Genomic DNA, 14464 nt, shown 5'->3' with positions numbered 1-14464 from the left:
GCCCGCCCGCGAGGCGGCGTGTCCTGTCAGGTAGATCGCGTCAGGTCGTTCGAATCAGGGGATGGTCTCGGCGGTCGACTCGAGGTCGGAGCGCGGGTGCTCGCGCTGGGTCGCGATGGTGATGCCGGCGGCCAGGCAGACGATGACGATGCCGATGAGCTGCACGAACGCGAAGCGCTCGCCGAGCACGATGACGCCGAAGATCGTCGCGATCACCGGCCCGAACGCCGTGATGACCGCGTAGAGCCGCGGGGTGATCCGCCGCAGGATGAAGGTGTCAAGGCTGTAGGGCACCGCCGAGGACAGGATGCCCGCGGTCAGCAGCAGACCGGCGACGCGCCAGTCGATCCGGCTGTAGTCGACCACGACGAGCGCGAGCGGCACCGTGAGCACCGTGGCGACCACGCTTGCCACGCTGAGTCCCTCCAGCCCGGGCAGCCCGGTCGCCACCCGCCTGGTCAGCAGGATGTACGCCGCCCAGGAGGCCGCAGCCGTGAGCGCGAGCACGACGCCGATCGGGTCGACGGCGCCCTCCGTCGCGGTCAGCAGCAGCACGCCTCCTGCCGCCGCGACCGCGCAGCCGGCGTCCAGCAGCCGGCGGGAGCCCGCGAGGGCGAGCGCGAACGGGCCGAGGAACTCGATCGTCGCCGCGATCCCGAGTCCGAGCCGGCCGACCGCCTCGTAGAAGCTGAGGTTCATCGCGGCCAGCACGACGCCGAGCGCGAGCGCCGGCCAGAGCCGGGTCCAGGTCAGCTCCGCGCGCTTCGGCCGGTAGAACGGCAGGATGCACACGGCCGTGACGAGCTGCCGCACCGCGACCACGACGAGCGAGCCGACGATCGGGATGAGCAGCCCGGCGACCGAGGAGCCGAAGTTGATGCTGACCTCGGTGGCGACCTGGGTGCCTGCTCCGGCGACGACCCGGTTGCGCTGCGAACTCACCCGACCGAGCTTAGTTCCCGGGCGGGCGGCGGCGCGTCACGGGGTCAGCGTCCTCCGCATGATCGCGCGGGTCGCGCTCGGCCGGCGGACCTCCTCGAAGCCGCCGTCGCGGAACAGCGACACCGTGCCGTGGTACCGCTCGGCGGCCGAGAGCGACGGCCGGACCTCCGGGTCGACCGGGTAGCCCTCCACGACCGTCGCGCCGTGGCGCCAGGCGTGTTCGAGGGCGCCGGCGAGCAGGGCGCGGGCCACGCCGCGCTTGCGGTACTCCAGCCGGACCACGAAGCAGGTGACCGCCCAGACGTCCTCCGGGTCGCCCTCCCGGCGCCGGGTGATCGGCGAGCGGCCGAGCGCCGGGTACGCGGAGAACGGCTCGACCGCCGCCCAGCCGACCGGCTCGCCGTCGATGCGGGCGATGACGCCGGGGGAGCCGGCCTCCACCTGCGCGTGCAGCAGCGCCTGCGTGTCCTCGCGCGTCGCCGCGTCCCAGTCCGACCGGCTCAGCTTGAACCACTGGCACCAGCAGCCTGCCGGGTCGCCCTTCGTGCCGAACACCGTCTGCAGCTCGCCCCATGTCGACGCGTCGACCGATTCCGTGACCACCTCGTCCGTCATGCGTCCGAAACTACCGCGAGCGGAGGGCGCCCGCGAGGACTCCCGGCCGCTCGACGTGGCCGAAGTGACCGGTCGACGGGAGAGTGAGCGTCGCGAACCGCGGGATGATGCCGGCGAGCCGCGCGTCGTCGTCCGCCGGGGAGAACAGGTCGTGGTCGCCGTGCACGGCCATGACCGGGCAGGTGATCCGCGACCAGCGCTCCGCGGCCGGATAGCGTCGCAGGCATGCGACGGCGCGGACGAACGCGGCGGGGCGGAGGTCGCGCGCGAGCTCGTGCACCGCGCCCGGCTGCCGCCCGTCGAAGAGCGGCGCGAGCAGCAGCCCGAGCAGCTTGTGCCGGTCGAGCCAGCGGACGAACGGGGCCGCGGCCGCGCCTGCGGCCGCGAGCAGCCGCATCCCGGCGAGCATGAGGGCGAGCGACGGCGCAGCACCGACGAGCCCGGCGCGCCCCAGCCGGTCGCCGCGCCCGCCCAGGGTCGTCGCGGACACCAGTAGCACCGAGACGGTCGCCGTGGGCTCCAGAACCGCCAGCTCCAGTGCGATGAAGCCGCCCATCGAGTGACCGACCACCCTCCAGTGGCGATAGCCCAGCGCGCGGGCGACCGTCGCGACCGCCCGGGCGAGCGACTCCGGGCTCAGCTCGGCCGTCACGGCGGGAGAGTCGCCCCAGCCCGGGAGGTCGGGCACCACGAGGTCGTCGGTCGCCTCCGCGCCGCCCGCCGCCTCGATCGCGGGCAGCCAGGTGGTCCACGATCCGGCCGCGCCGTGCAGCAGGATGGTGGCCGTCCCCGAGACGACCCGCGTGTGACGCACGGTCACGGGTCCGAGGGCGGTGTCAATGAGGGAGGTTTCCACACCTGTTCTTCGGAGCGGAGCGCTCATAGGATTCCCGCGTGAGCGACTCCTCGAACCCGTCAGCCTCCGTCCTCTCCGACTCCGACCTCGATCAGCTCGACGCCTGGTGGCGCGCCGCCAACTATCTCTCGGTCGGTCAGATCTACCTCCTCGACAACCCGCTGCTGCGCCGGCCGCTCTCGCGCGACGACATCAAGCCGCGGCTGCTCGGGCACTGGGGCACCACCCCCGGCCTCAACTTCCTCTACGCGCACCTGAACCGTGCGATCCGGCAGCGCGACCTCGACACGATCTTCGTCGCAGGCCCCGGCCACGGCGGCCCTGGCGTCGTCGCGGGCGCGTATCTGGACGGCACCTACAGCGAGGTCTACAGCGGCATCGACCGGAGCGAGGACGGGTTGCGGAAGCTGTTCCGGCAGTTCTCGTTCCCCGGCGGCATCCCGTCGCACGCGGCGCCCGAGACGCCGGGCAGCATCCACGAGGGCGGCGAACTCGGCTACTCGCTCTCGCACGCCTACGGGGCCGCGTTCGACAACCCGAACCTGCTGGTCGCGGCCGTGGTCGGCGACGGGGAGGCCGAGACCGGGCCGCTCGCGACGGCCTGGCACTCGAACAAGTTCCTGAACCCGAAGGCGGACGGCGTCGTCCTCCCGATCCTGCACCTCAACGGCTACAAGATCGCCAACCCGACCGTGCTGGCGCGCATCCCGGAGGCCGAGCTTCTGGAGCTGATGCGCGGATACGGCTACACGCCCTACCTCGTCTCCGGCGGGTTCGACGGCGAGGACCCGCGCGAGGTGCACAAGCGGATGGCGGCGACGCTGGACGAGATCCTCGACCGGATCGCCGACATCAAGGCGGCGGCGGAGTCCGGCGACCTGGTCGACCGTCCCGCCTGGCCCATGCTCATCCTCCGCACACCCAAGGGCTGGACCTGCCCGAAGGAGATCGACGGCCACCCCGCGGAGAACAACTGGCGCTCGCACCAGGTGCCGCTCGCCGACGCCCGCGACACCGAGGCGCACACGCGCCTGCTGGAGAGCTGGCTGCTGTCGTACCGCCCGGACGAGCTGTTCGACGAGTCCGGCGCGCCGGTCCCGCTGATCACGGCGCACGCGCCGGAGGGCGAGCGCCGGATGAGCGCCAACCCGGTCGCGAACGGCGGCCTGTTGCGCCAGGACCTGCGGCTGCCCGACTTCCGCGACTACGCCGTCGATGTTCCGGCGCCGGGGGAGACCGTCGCGGAGGCGACCCGCGTGCTCGGCGGCTGGCTGCGCGACGTGATGGCGCAGAACCCTGACGACTTCCGGCTGTTCGGCCCGGACGAGACGGCCTCCAACCGCCTCCAGGACGTCTACGAGGTCACCGGCAAGCAGTGGAACGCCGAGTACCTGCCCATCGACTCCGACAACCACCTCGCGCCGAGCGGCCGGGTGATGGAGGTGCTGAGCGAGCACCAGTGCCAGGGCTGGCTCGAGGGCTACCTGCTGACCGGCCGGCACGGCGTGCTGACCTCCTACGAGGCGTTCATCCACATCGTGGACTCGATGTTCAACCAGCACGCCAAGTGGTTGAAGAGCGCCCGCGGGATCCCGTGGCGTCGCCCGGTGGCCTCGCTCAACTACCTGCTCAGCTCGCACGTCTGGCGGCAGGACCACAACGGCGCCTCCCACCAGGACCCCGGCTTCATCGACCACGTGATGAACAAGAAGGCCGACATCGTCCGGGTGTATCTGCCGTTCGACGCGAACACGCTCCTGTCGACGTACGACCACTGCCTGCGCTCGGTCGACTACGTGAACGTGGTGGTGGCGGGCAAGCAGCCGTCGCCGAACTGGCTGAGCATGCCGGACGCCATCGCGCACTGCACACGCGGCATCGGCGTCTTCGACTGGGCCGGGACAGAGCGGGAGGGCGAGGAGCCGGACGTCGTGCTCGGCTGCGCGGGCGACATCCCGACGCTGGAGGTACTGGCCGCGGCCGACATCCTGCGCCGTCGGCTGCCGGATCTGGCGGTGCGGGTCGTGAACGTGGTGGACCTGATGCGCCTGCAGAGCGAGGGCGAGCACCCGCACGGGATGAACGACCGCGAGTACGACGCGCTGTTCACGACGGACAAGCCGGTGATCTTCGCGTATCACGGCTACCCGTGGCTGATCCACCGGCTGACTTACCGCCGTGCCGGCCACGACAACCTCCACGTCCGCGGCTACAAGGAGGAGGGCACGACCACCACGCCGTTCGACATGGTGATGCTCAACGACCTCGACAGGTACCACCTGGTCATCGACGTGCTCGACCGGGTGCCGGGGCTCGCGGCGCGGGGGGCCGCCTTCCGCCAAGAGATGGTGGACGCGCGGCTGCACGCGCGGCAATACACGCGCGACCACGGCGAGGACATCCCCGCCGTCGCCGAGTGGCGCTGGGGCGGCTCCGCGCGCACCTCCCGCATCGACAGCACCGGCGGCGACAACGACTGACGCCGAAGGGCACGCAAACGCCGCTAAAACCGCAGTTTAGGGGCGTTTGCGTGCCCTTCGACGATCAGAGCGGGTGGGCGGAGGTGGGGTCGACGACCGTCAGCTCGGCGATCTTCGCGACGCGGCCGTCGCCGGACGAGCGGCCGGTGAGGCGGCGGCCGATCCAGGGCAGCACGTACCGGCGGTAGTAGTCGGCGGTGCGGCGGGAGGGTTCGCCCTCCGCAGCGGTCTCCACCTCGTCCACACCCCACTCCGCCGGCACCGGCACGTCGAGCGCCGTCAGGACGTTGCTCGCGACCTTCGCGTGGCCGAGCGCGTTGAGGTGCAGGCGGTCCGCCGACCAGTAGCGGATGTGCTCCAGCGACTCGTCGGCCCAGTTGTCGACGAAGAGCACGCCGTCGCGCGGCAGCAGCGCCCGCACCGCGACCGCCAGCTCGTCGCCGCGCTTGCGCAGCAGCCCGCCCATAGGCAGGTGCCGGCTCGGGTTGGCGCCGCTCAGCAGCAGCATCGTGCTGCCGGAGGCCGTCACCCGGTCGGCGGCGTCGATGAGCTGCTTCGCCACCGACGCGATCGTGACGCGCGGGCGCATGATGTCGTTGCCGCCGCCGTTGAGGCTCACGAGCTGCGGGCGCTGGGCGATGGCCGGATCGAGCTGCTCGGTGAGGATCGGGGTCAGCTTCCGGCCGCGGATCGCCAGGTTCGCGTAGCTCACCGGCTCGGGCGAGGCGAGCGCCAGCCCGAGGGCGACGAAGTCCGCCCAGCCGCGCTGCCGGCCGTCCGGGAGGTCGTCGCCGACCCCCTCCGTGAAGCTGTCGCCGATCGCGATGAAACTGGAGTAGCCCATCCCGCTACGCTACCGCCCGCGCGTAGCATGACCCGCATGCAGAAGGTCAGAACGTTCCTCTGGTACGACGGCCAGGCCGAGGCGGCCACGAGCCATTACGTCTCGCTCGTCCCCGACTCGCGCATCCTCAGCGTCGACAGGCTCGGCGAGGACGGCAGCACCGTCATCGTCACGTTCGAGCTCGGCGGGATCGAGTACGTGGCGCTCGACGGCGGCCCGCTGTACTCCTTCACCGAGGCGGCCTCCATCATGGTGGTCTGCGAGGACCAGGCGGAGGTCGACCGGCTCTGGGACGGCCTCACGGCGGACGGCGGCGAGCCGGGGCCGTGCGGCTGGCTGAAGGACCGCTGGGGGCTGAGCTGGCAGATCGTGCCGCGGGCGCTGCTGGAGCTGCAGCAGGACCCCGACCGCGAGCGCGCAGGACGCGCGAACGCCGCGATGCTCGCGATGGGCAAGCTCGACATCGCCGCACTCTACGCGGCGGCCGACGCGGTCTGAGCGCGCGTCAGCCGCGGGCGATCAGCGCCTGCCAGGCGAGCAGGTGCTCGACGGTGACGCCCTTGTAGCCCTGGAGGCCGCCGAGCGCGCTCCGCACGAGCGCCGTCTGCGACTCGAGAACGCTCGCCGAGTCGTCCCCGAAGGTCGCGGAGGAGCCTCCGGCCACGTCCGGCGTGTCCGTCTCGACGCCGACGCTGAACGGCACCCTGGCGCTCGCCGCGGCCGTCGCCGCCGGCCGGGCCAGCGCGATGATGCCGTCATCGCCCGCGGCGTGGTCGGAGAACGCGACGATGGCGACCGACTTGACGTGGGGGAGCAGCGTGCGGAACAGCGTGCTGCTGCCGTCCGCCGTGGGCTTGGCCTCCAGCCACCAGGGGAGGTCGGCGCCCACCGGCACGGACCCGGCGGCGCGCGCCGCGGTGTCGTACATGGTCGCGAGCTGGTCCACGATCCCGGGGAGCTGGTCGTCGGTGGCGTTCACCCACGGCTCGACGTCGAACTGCACCGCGTCGAAGGGCGCAGCCTTCAGTGCCGCGGTGGTCCAGGTGGCGGCGAGATCGGGCTGCTGCGCCCACGCCGGGTCGCCGCCGAGCGCGCCGACCGTGGTCACGCCTGCGCGGTGGAGCGCGGTGACCGCCGAGCGCAGCCACGGCCCGAACGGCCCCTGGTCGGCCGCCCACGGCACGGAGAGGTAGACGGTGCGCAGCTTGTGCGCGGAGGCGAACGCGGCCAGCGCCTTCGGCTCGAATGCCGGCTGGCCGTCGCCGCGCGCATCCACGGACGGGTCGATCGGATTGCCCCACGCCCACATGCCCGTGATGGCGGACGGCGTGGACGTGTCGTTCAGCGTCACAGCCTTCGCCGGCTCAGCGGAGAGCCCGGCAGCCCCGATCCCCACCGCGCCGAGGGCGAGCGCCAGCCCGGCCGCGATGATTCCAGCACCCGATCGTCGAGTTCGCAAAGCACACCCCTTCCATGGGACCGGACGATGTCGTCACGGCCTGTGCTGCGGACTTCGGGTGTACCGCACTGCGATCCTCTCATGTGCCTGAATATCCCACAGGGCCGCATTCGGGGTACACGCCAGGCCCACTTCGAGTCTCAGTCGCGCCACCCCAGCTCGCGCCCGACGCCGACCACGGCCTCCAGCAGCCGCGCGTTGAAGTCCACCCCGAGCTGGTTCGGCACGGTCACGAGTACGGTGTCGGCCATCCGCACCGCCTCGTCCTGCGCCAGCTCGGCGACCAGCTTCTCCGGCTCGCCGATGTAGGAGCGGCCGAAGCGCGCGATCCCGCCGTCGAGGTGCCCGACCTGGTCGCGGCCCTCCACCTGCGCCCGCGCGCCGAAGTAGCGGCGCGACTCGTCGTCGACGATCGGGATGATGCTGCGGCTGACGCTCACACGCGGCTCGCGCTCCCAGCCCATCTCGGCCCAGGTGTCGCGGTAGCGCTGGATCTGCTCGGCCTGGAGCTTGTCGAACGCCTCGCCGGTGTCCTCGGTGAGCAGCGTGGACGACATCAGGTTCATGCCCTGCTCGGCGGTCCACTCGGCGGTCGCCCGGGTGCCGGCACCCCACCAGATCCGGTCCGGGAGGGTCGGCGAGAGCGGCTGGATGGAGAGGCCGCCGCTCGTGCCCGTCATCCGGGGGTCGGCGTTCGCCATCCCCTCGCCGGCGATGGCGGCGAGGAAGATCGCGGTGTGCCGCCGGGCCATGTCGGCGTCGGACTCGCCCTCGCCCGGGACGTAGCCGAACGACTCGTAGCCGGCGAGCGCGGTCTCCGGTGACCCGCGGCTGACGCCGAGCTGGAGGCGCTCGCCGCTGATCAGGTCGGCGGCCGCGGCCGACTCGGCCATGTAGAGCGGGTTCTCGTACCGCATGTCGATCACGCCGGTGCCGATCTCGATGCGCGAGGTGCGCGCGCCGATCGCGGCGAGCAGCGGGAACGGGGAGGCGAGCTGCGGAGCGAAGTGGTGGACGCGGACGAACGCGCCGTCGGCCCCCACCTCCTCCGCGGCGACCGCGAGCTCCACCGTCTGCAGGAGGGCGTCGGCCGCCGTCCGCACGACGGAGCCGGGGACGGCCTGGTAGTGGCCGAAGCTGAGGAAGCCGATGCGTTTCACAGTGAGGGCAAGCCGTACAGCCGGCGCGGTATTCCGGCTCGGCTCAGTCCTCCAGCCCCTGCTGCCCGAGCCAGACCAGGATCTCGGTCGCGACGTCGCGCCAGCCGTGGTCGATCACGAGCGAGTGGCCGCGGTCGCGGAACGTGATGAGCTCGGTCACGGCGTTGGAGTCGCGGTAGAGCTTGAGCGTCGCGTCGACCGTCACCTCGGGGGCCGTGTTGTCCTCGCCGCCGGCGATGAGCAGCAGCGGTCCGCGGTCCTCGTTCTTCGTGTCGACGGCTGCCTGCGAGTGGACGCTGAAGTTCGCCGCCGCGGCCTGGAAGATCGGGCGGACCGTGGAGGGCACGGTCCAGCGGTCGAACAGCTCCTTCGCCTCGTCGTCGCCGAGCTGGTTCGCGAAGCCGAACTTGAAGTGCTCCTCGGTGAGGGCGATCGGCTTGTGGATGTTCGCCGGGTTGTCGAGCACGGGGAACGCCGACTTGAGCTGACGGATCGGAAGGGGCAGCACGCCCTTGATCTGCGCCGGGTCGATCGCGACGCCCGCGTTGCCGTAGCCCTGCCCGATCAGCTTCTCGGTGACCAGGCCGCCGAACGAGTGGCCGATGATCACCGGAGGGACGTCCATCGCCTCGATGATCTTCGCGAAGTGCTCCGTGACCTCGTCGATGCCGAAGTTGGCCACGTCGTCCGGGTGCGCACGGGTGTCGGCCACGGTGTCCTTCTCGCCGGGCCACGGTGGTGCGACGGGGGCGTAGCCCTCCGCCGTGAAGAGGTCGATCCAGGGCTGCCAGCTGCTCGCGTGGAGCCAGAGGCCGTGGATGAAGATCACCGGTTGATTCGCCATGCGGCACAGGGTATTGCGCAGCGCGCCGCGTGACCAGACCCTGACGACGGCCGCGGCGCCGGGTAACCTGACCCGCATGGCCGACTGGTTGTGCGCGACGTGCGCGGTGGAGACGACCCCGATCGTGACGGACGCGGGGGAGGAGCCCCCGGCCTCCTGCCCGATCTGCGAGGACGAGCGGCAGTACGTGCCGCCGAGCGGTCAGCGCTGGACCACCCTGGAGCGCCTCCAGCGCGAGGGCGAGCGCGTGACCGTGACGGAGCTGGAGCCCGGGCTCTACGGGCTGAGCAGCGAGCCGAGGGTCGGCATCGGGCAGCGCGCCCTGCTGCTGTGCACACCGGACGGCAACCTGCTCTGGGATCCCACCGGGTACGTCGACGACGCCACCGCCACAGCCGTCCAGGACCTCGGCGGCGCCGCGGTCATCGCCAGCAGCCACCCGCACATGTTCGGCGCGCAGACCGCCTGGTCGCGGCTGCTCGGCGGCGTGCCGGTGCTGGTCAACGCGGCCGACCGGCACTGGGTGCAGCGGGAGGACCCGGCCATCCGGGAGTGGAGCGGCGAGGAGGAGGTGCTGCCCGGCGTGCTGCTGCGCACGGTCGGCGGGCACTTCCCCGGCAGCGCGATCGTGCACTGGGACCGCGGCGTCGTGCTCAGCGGCGACACGGTCTTCCCCGGGCCGTCGCAGAAGTGGGTGACCTTCCAGCGGAGCTTCCCCAACGACATCCCGCTCTCGGCCGCCGTGGTGCGGCGCGTCTCCGAGCTGGTCTGCGATCGGCCGTTCGACCGGATGTACGGGAACCTGGGCAACGTGATCCCGGTGGACGCGCGGGAGGCCGTGCAGCGGTCGGCCGAGCGGTACATCGGCTGGGTCAGCGGCGCGTTCGACCACCTGACCTGACCGGCGTCAGGCCGGGAGGCGTCAGCTCAGGTACGGCGCGAGCTCGAACTCCATCGCGGGCTTCGGCTTGGCGCCTACGATCGTCTTGACGACCTCCCCGCCCCGGAACACCTTCATCATCGGCAGCGAGAGCGCGTGATACGCGGCGGACGATCGCGGGTTCTCGTCGGCGTTGATCCGCACGATCCTGATGTCGTCGCGGTGCTCGTCGGCGATCCGCTCCAGGATGGGCGTGACCGCCCGGCAGGGGCCGCACCAGGGCGCCCAGAACTCCACGAGGGTGGTGCCCTCGGCGTCCAGGACGTCGGAGGCGAAGGAGGCGTCGGTGACGCTGGGGAGAGTGCTCATGCCGGGAGGCTAAGCCGTGCCCCCGAGGTCAAGGTCAAGCACCTGTGCCAGCATGGGACGAAGGAGGTGGACATGGACACCCTGACCCCGCAGGAGCTCCGCGACTCGTTCGTGAACTGCTCGCGCTCCGACGCCGCCGACCTGCCGCTGCCGCCCGGGATGCACGAGGTGGACTGGTCCCGCCGCGAGTACCTCGGCTGGCGCGACCCCCGGCTCCCGCAACGCGGCTACGTCGTCATCCCGACCGGGAGCGGACCGGTCGGCATCCTGCTGCGCGCGTCGGAGGCCTCCATGCGCTCGCACGCGCCCACCATGTGCGGCTGGTGCCAGGACGTCCACGTCCGGCGCGACGTCTACTTCTGGTCGGCGCGCAGGGCCGGGGACGCCGGGCGGCGAGGCGACACCGTGGGTGCGCTGGTCTGCGCCTCGTTCGAGTGCACAGAGAACGTGCGGCGCACGCCGCCTCCGCAGTTCGTCGGCTTCGACTCCGCGCGCGTGATCGAGGAGCAGATCGCGGGGCTCGGCGAGCGCGTGCGGCGGTTCGCGCAGGCCGTGGTGGGCGTGCGGCCCTGAGCGCACAGAGCCGATTCGCACAAAGCTGATTCATAGGGACCCGATATCCCGTTCCCACTCCGAATAAGGTTCCGGAAAGAAACCGAGCGCAGGCTGGTGATCAGTTCCGGAACGCCGCACGACAGACGGCGGACGGGGCGGGATGGAGGCCTGACATGGACATTCGATCGGCGGGACGGCGCACGGCCATCGGGATCACGACCGCGATCGGCATCTCGAGCCTCGCGGTGACGGGGATCCTGTCCGGCTTCCTGTTCGCGGGCACCTCGACTGCCAGCACGACAGGGACGAGCACGTCGGGGACCAGCAGCTCGGGGTCGAGCAGTTCGGGATCGAGCAGTTCGGGATCGAGCAGCTCCGGTTCGTCCAGCTCGGACTCCTCCGGCAGCGGGAGCAGCAGTGACAGCTCCGGCTCCTCCAGCAGCTCCGGAAGCGGCATCCAGCAGAGCCAGGGCGGTGGTTCCAGTGGCCAGTCCAGCGGCTCCTGACTTCGTCCACGACGACTTCGCGGTCTGGGGAGTCGAGGCCCGCATCGTGGTCTCCGACCCGGAGACCCTCCTGCGGGCGCGCGCGATCGCCGACGCCGAGCTCGCCGCCGTCACGGCCGCCGCCAGCCGGTTCGACCCGGAGAGCGAGCTCTCGCGGCTCAACGCGGGCGACCGTCCCGCGCGCGGCGTCGAGCTGAGCCCGTTGCTGGCCGAGTTCGTCGCGGTCGCGCTCGCCGCGGCCGCCGACACCGACGGCGACGTGGACCCGACTCTCGGCGCAGACCTCGACCGCCTCGGCTACGACCGCGACTTCGCCGCGCTGCCCGCCGACGGCGTGACGTTGACGGTCACCCGCCCGCGCCGGCCCGGCTGGCAGCGCGTCGCGCTCGACGGGCGCACGCTGAGCCTCCCCGCGGACCTCCGGCTCGACCTCGGTGCGACCGCGAAGGCGCACGCAGCCGATCGCCTCGCCCGCCGCATCGCGGAGGAGACCGGAGCGGACGCCCTGGTGTCGCTCGGCGGCGACCTCGCCACCGCGGGCGCCACCGGCCGGCTCTGGGAGGTGCTCGTCCAGGACCTCCCGTCCGACCCGGCCCAGCAGATCGCGATGCCGAACGGCGCGGGCGTCGCCACGTCGAGCACGCAGAAGCGGCGCTGGCGCAGCGACGGGCAGGCCAGACACCACATCCTCGACCCGCGCTTCGGGCTCCCGGCCGACGACGTCTGGCGGTCGGTCACGGTCGCCGCGACGACGTGCGTCCGCGCCAACGCACTGAGCACGGCGTCGATCGTGCGCGGACTGACGGCCCCGGCCTGGCTGCGCGGCCTCGGCGCCGACGCGCGGCTGGTGGCCAGGGACGGCTCGATCGTCACGACCGGGCGATGGCCCGCCGAGCTGACGCCGACCGGGACAGGGGCGAACTGATGGATGAGGTCCTCTGGGCCGTCGGCCGGGCCTCCGGCGTCGTCGCCCTCCTCCTGCTCACCGTCTCGCTCTGGCTCGGGATCGTGACCCGCTCCGGCCGCCCGCTGCCCGGGATGCCGCGTTTCTCCGTCACTCTCCTGCACCGCAACGTGTCGCTGCTCGCCGTCGTGTTCCTCGTCCTGCACATCGGGACGCTGCTGCTCGACTCCTACGCGAAGCTCACCCTCACCGACATCCTGGTGCCGCTCCTCGGCGCGCATCTGCCGTTCTGGCTCGGCCTCGGCACGGTGGCCGTCGACCTCCTGATCGCGGTGACGATCACCGCGCTGCTGCGCCGGCGGCTCGGGCTGCGCGTCTTCAAGGCCGTGCACTGGCTGAGCTACGCGCTGTGGCCGGTGGCGCTGGCGCACACGATCGGCGACGGCACCGACGGCACGTCCGGCTGGATGCTGCTGCTCGCCGGTGCGTCGGTGCTGTTCGTGCTCGTCGCCGTGCTCTGGCGGGTGTCCGCCGGGTTCCTGGAGACCTCCGCAGCGCGTCGCACGGAAGCCGAACTGAGCAGAAGGGGACTGTCATGACCATGACCGCCGACAACGTCCTGCCGGTCTCCGAGCCGGCCGCCACGCCGCCGCGGCTGCTCGCGGCCGGGCACGCCGCCGACGCTCTCGCCCACCTCTCCGCGTTCGGCCCGCGCCGCGGCCTGCGCCGCCCCGACCTCGAACGCGAGCTGGAGCGGTCGGGCCTCACCGGCCGCGGCGGCGCCGCGTTCTCCGCGTTCCGCAAGCTGGCGGCGACGACAGGGCGGCGCGCTCCGGTCGTGATCGGCAATGGCTCCGAAGGCGAGCCGTGGAGCTGGAAGGACGCCGTGCTGCTCGCCAATGCGCCGCACCTCGTCCTCGACGGCCTCCTGACCGCGTCGGAGGCCCTGGGTGCGACGCGAATCGTCCTGTACCTCCACGAGGCCACCCTCGCCCCCGTCGCGGCCGCAATCGCCGAGCGCTCGGACGCCGGCCGCGTGGAGCTGATCGAGGCGGCTGACGGGTTCGTCGCCGGCGAGGCGAGCGCCGTGGTGAACGCCGTCCAGACCGGCCGTGCCGTGCCGCTCGACCGGGTGCGGCGGCTGTCGGAGTCCGGACTCGACGGGAGGCCGACGCTGCTGCACAACGTCGAGACCCTCGCGCAGCTCGCGCTCGTCGACCGCTACGGCGGCGACTGGTTCCGCAGCGTCGGCGACCCAGCGCAGCCGGGGACCCGGCTGGTCACGGTGACCGGGGACGTCGCCGCGGAGGGCGTGCTCGAGGTGCCGACCGACGCGACCGTCGTGGACATCGTCGCCAGGGCGGGCGGGGAGGCCAGGCTCGCTGCCGGGGTGCTCCTCGGCGGGTATCACGGGCGCTGGATCGCGCCGGCCGAGACCGGTGCCGCGGCGGGCGAGTCGGCGGGCGCCGGGGTCGTGCACGTGCTCGGCCCCCGGCGCTGCGGCCTGGCGGCGACCGCAGCGATCGTCCAGGAGCTGGCCGCGGCCTCCGCCCGGCAGTGCGGGCCGTGCCTGTTCGGCCTCCCGGCGATGGCCGACCGGTTCGCCGAACTGGCCGCCGGCCGGCTCGCCCCGCAGGCGGCGGCCGAGCTCGCCCGGCTCGCGGAGGTGGTCGACGGCCGCGGCTCGTGCCACCATCCCGACGGAGCCGCGCGCCTGGTCCGCAGCGCGCTGCGCGTATTCGCCCGCGACATCCACGCCCACGCCGAGGGCCGTTGCCTGAGGAGCGCACGATGACCGCCCGGGCTGAACATCCGCGTTATGGCCTCCACGTCGACTGGACGCGCTGCGACGGCCGCGGGCTGTGCGCCGAGCTGCTGGAGGGGACGATCGCGCGCGACGAGTGGGGCTACCCGTTCGCGGTCGGCCAGCCGCCCTCCGCCCGCTCCGACATCCCGGTCCGCAGCGACCAGCTCGACGCCGCGGAGGACGCGGTGGCGCTGTGCCCCGTGCTGGCCCTGCGGCTGCGCCGGGTGGGCTGAGGGGCCGCGC

Annotated in this window: 17 protein-coding genes; 8 read left to right on the top strand and 9 right to left on the bottom strand. The window is 72.5% G+C overall.

All coding sequences use genetic code 11. The annotated features are described in order from the left end of the window. Positions 1–54: 54 nt before the first annotated feature. The 3 genes from ABH923_RS02405 to ABH923_RS02395 are packed head-to-tail and all read right to left on the bottom strand — an operon-like array spanning position 55 to position 2413. Entirely contained in the window at positions 55–942 is an 888-nt protein-coding gene (locus tag ABH923_RS02405) for a DMT family transporter (protein ID WP_370053680.1), read from the bottom strand. 36 nt (positions 943–978) lie between these two features. Continuing rightward, positions 979–1557, bottom strand: a complete 579-nt coding sequence (locus ABH923_RS02400; RefSeq protein ID WP_370053678.1) for an N-acetyltransferase family protein — start codon at positions 1555–1557, stop codon at positions 979–981. 10 nt (positions 1558–1567) lie between these two features. Next, positions 1568–2413, bottom strand: coding sequence for an alpha/beta fold hydrolase (locus ABH923_RS02395; RefSeq protein WP_370053676.1), 846 nt, complete (start codon positions 2411–2413; stop codon positions 1568–1570). 38 nt (positions 2414–2451) lie between these two features. Between ABH923_RS02395 and ABH923_RS02390 the strand changes: the two genes are divergently transcribed. Beyond that, positions 2452–4893, top strand: a complete 2442-nt coding sequence (locus tag ABH923_RS02390; protein WP_370053674.1) for a phosphoketolase — start codon at positions 2452–2454, stop codon at positions 4891–4893. A 64-nt stretch (positions 4894–4957) separates the two neighbouring features. Here ABH923_RS02390 and ABH923_RS02385 read toward each other — a convergent pair whose 3' ends face one another. After that, positions 4958–5737 (bottom strand): SGNH/GDSL hydrolase family protein, encoded by a 780-nt coding sequence (locus ABH923_RS02385; RefSeq protein WP_370053672.1) that lies wholly within the window; start codon positions 5735–5737, stop codon positions 4958–4960. 36 nt (positions 5738–5773) lie between these two features. Between ABH923_RS02385 and ABH923_RS02380 the strand changes: the two genes are divergently transcribed. Beyond that, positions 5774–6235, top strand: a complete 462-nt coding sequence (locus ABH923_RS02380) for a VOC family protein (protein ID WP_370053670.1) — start codon at positions 5774–5776, stop codon at positions 6233–6235. Positions 6236–6242: 7 nt separating this feature from the next. Here the strand turns inward: ABH923_RS02380 and ABH923_RS02375 are convergent, their stop codons facing one another. The 3 genes from ABH923_RS02375 to ABH923_RS02365 all read right to left on the bottom strand — a co-directional run bounded on the left by ABH923_RS02375 (position 6243) and on the right by ABH923_RS02365 (position 9200). Then, complete coding sequence (locus ABH923_RS02375) at positions 6243–7196, bottom strand: hypothetical protein (RefSeq protein WP_370053668.1); 954 nt, start codon at positions 7194–7196, stop codon at positions 6243–6245. 140 nt (positions 7197–7336) lie between these two features. Further along, positions 7337–8356 (bottom strand): LLM class flavin-dependent oxidoreductase, encoded by a 1020-nt coding sequence (locus ABH923_RS02370; RefSeq protein WP_370053666.1) that lies wholly within the window; start codon positions 8354–8356, stop codon positions 7337–7339. 43 nt (positions 8357–8399) lie between these two features. After that, positions 8400–9200, bottom strand: a complete 801-nt coding sequence (locus tag ABH923_RS02365) for an alpha/beta hydrolase (protein ID WP_370053665.1) — start codon at positions 9198–9200, stop codon at positions 8400–8402. A gap of 76 nt (positions 9201–9276) precedes the next feature. Between ABH923_RS02365 and ABH923_RS02360 the strand changes: the two genes are divergently transcribed. Beyond that, entirely contained in the window at positions 9277–10101 is an 825-nt protein-coding gene (locus tag ABH923_RS02360; RefSeq protein ID WP_370053663.1) for a hydrolase, read from the top strand. Positions 10102–10122: 21 nt separating this feature from the next. Here ABH923_RS02360 and ABH923_RS02355 read toward each other — a convergent pair whose 3' ends face one another. Then, positions 10123–10449 (bottom strand): thioredoxin family protein, encoded by a 327-nt coding sequence (locus ABH923_RS02355; protein WP_370053661.1) that lies wholly within the window; start codon positions 10447–10449, stop codon positions 10123–10125. Between the two features lie 72 nt (positions 10450–10521). On the opposite strand from ABH923_RS02355, the gene ABH923_RS02350 reads away from it, so the two are divergent. Next, complete coding sequence (locus tag ABH923_RS02350; protein ID WP_370053660.1) at positions 10522–11022, top strand: FBP domain-containing protein; 501 nt, start codon at positions 10522–10524, stop codon at positions 11020–11022. A gap of 100 nt (positions 11023–11122) precedes the next feature. On the opposite strand, the gene ABH923_RS02345 is transcribed toward ABH923_RS02350, so the two are convergent. Continuing rightward, on the bottom strand, positions 11123–11461 hold the full coding sequence (locus tag ABH923_RS02345) for a hypothetical protein (RefSeq protein WP_370053658.1): 339 nt from the start codon (positions 11459–11461) through the stop codon (positions 11123–11125). Positions 11462–11487: 26 nt separating this feature from the next. On the opposite strand from ABH923_RS02345, the gene ABH923_RS02340 reads away from it, so the two are divergent. The 4 genes from ABH923_RS02340 to ABH923_RS02325 are packed head-to-tail and all read left to right on the top strand — an operon-like array spanning position 11488 to position 14454. Further along, positions 11488–12435: an FAD:protein FMN transferase gene (locus tag ABH923_RS02340; RefSeq protein WP_370053656.1), complete on the top strand. Its 948-nt coding sequence runs from the start codon at positions 11488–11490 to the stop codon at positions 12433–12435. Beyond that, positions 12435–13013, top strand: coding sequence for a ferric reductase-like transmembrane domain-containing protein (locus ABH923_RS02335; RefSeq protein ID WP_370053654.1), 579 nt, complete (start codon positions 12435–12437; stop codon positions 13011–13013). Before ABH923_RS02340 ends, ABH923_RS02335 begins: the two co-directional genes overlap by 1 nt. After that, the gene (locus ABH923_RS02330; RefSeq protein WP_370053652.1) at positions 13010–14209 is read left to right on the top strand and encodes an NADH-ubiquinone oxidoreductase-F iron-sulfur binding region domain-containing protein; all 1200 of its coding nucleotides are present in this window, start codon (positions 13010–13012) and stop codon (positions 14207–14209) included. The genes ABH923_RS02335 and ABH923_RS02330 overlap by 4 nt, the downstream gene beginning before the upstream one ends. After that, positions 14206–14454 (top strand): ferredoxin, encoded by a 249-nt coding sequence (locus tag ABH923_RS02325; RefSeq protein WP_370053650.1) that lies wholly within the window; start codon positions 14206–14208, stop codon positions 14452–14454. Before ABH923_RS02330 ends, ABH923_RS02325 begins: the two co-directional genes overlap by 4 nt. Positions 14455–14464 lie beyond the last annotated feature (10 nt).

The sequence above is a fragment of the Leifsonia sp. EB41 genome, assembly GCF_041262565.1.
In the GTDB taxonomy this organism is placed as follows: domain Bacteria; phylum Actinomycetota; class Actinomycetes; order Actinomycetales; family Microbacteriaceae; genus Leifsonia.
Note: the sequence above shows the minus strand (reverse complement) of the source record. Positions and strands in the feature narration are given on the sequence as shown.